Here is a 925-nt window from a genome sequence, read left to right on the forward strand (position 1 = left end):
TACATATGTCGAGCATAGGCCTAGCCCATTTAATAATATCCAAGCCAAATGTACAAGCATAACCCGTCCGTTTCCATAGATTATAGGATACCAAAAAGGAGTGTGATTTGATGTTTAATAAATGCTGTGGTTTTCATAAATGCTGTGATTGTCATAGATGCTGTGGTTTTCATAAATGCTGTGATTGTCATAGACGCTGTGGTTGGTGAAAGTACTACTATTTGTTGTACTAAGCAGTCTTGCAATTGGCCAAGTAGTTAACCACCAAGCAAAATCACCTCTATTGCCGTTTAATCTCCAAAAAGACGATTACAGCGTAATCTGCCGTAGTCGTCTTTTTCATGATAGGACTACCTCACAAAATAACTGATTTTGTACAGATGTCCCAGTTGATTAGCGTGGGTAGTTTAGCGTTACATTCAAGTAAAGAATATTAACTTTTTGATTTCGAAAGGAAAATCAAAAGCTCTGATTCGAATGACCGTATTTTGGGTGGCAGCTGACTTTGTAATGAAAATGGCAGTCCAGGAATTAATCCCAAACTGCCCATTTTCTTTATTTCCCAGATTTAATACTCATCAGTTGATCTTGATTAAAGGTTAACCCTGGGACTGTGGAGGTACCTGCATTGATTGCGAAAGTATTTGCGATTACGTTAGCATTACTAGGATGAATAATTCTAACTTCATAGTGGAAAGGTGTTACATCTTGTGAAAAAATTCTATGAGTAAGCGGTCCAATGGTTACAGTCTGGTTCAAGAGTATAACTGGAGATCCACTATTCCAATCAAAGACCTGAACCGTCACCAGCGCTGCTGTAGTAGAACTAAAGTTCGCCACTTCAATATGAGCGGCTGTTTGGCCAACAGCAGTATTTAAGACGCCTGTTGTTAACACTTTCGTTCCACTTTTACTACCACCACTT

Annotated in this window: 1 protein-coding gene; it reads right to left on the reverse strand. The window is 38.8% G+C overall.

Annotated features, from left to right (window positions below):
* Positions 1-555: 555 nt before the first annotated feature.
* Positions 556-925 (reverse strand): hypothetical protein (locus tag ASC93_RS30760; protein ID WP_162251879.1); only part of this gene is annotated, 370 nt, incomplete at its 5' end.

This window comes from Massilia sp. Root335 (assembly GCF_001425685.1).
Lineage (GTDB): Bacteria > Pseudomonadota > Gammaproteobacteria > Burkholderiales > Burkholderiaceae_D > Telluria > Telluria luteola.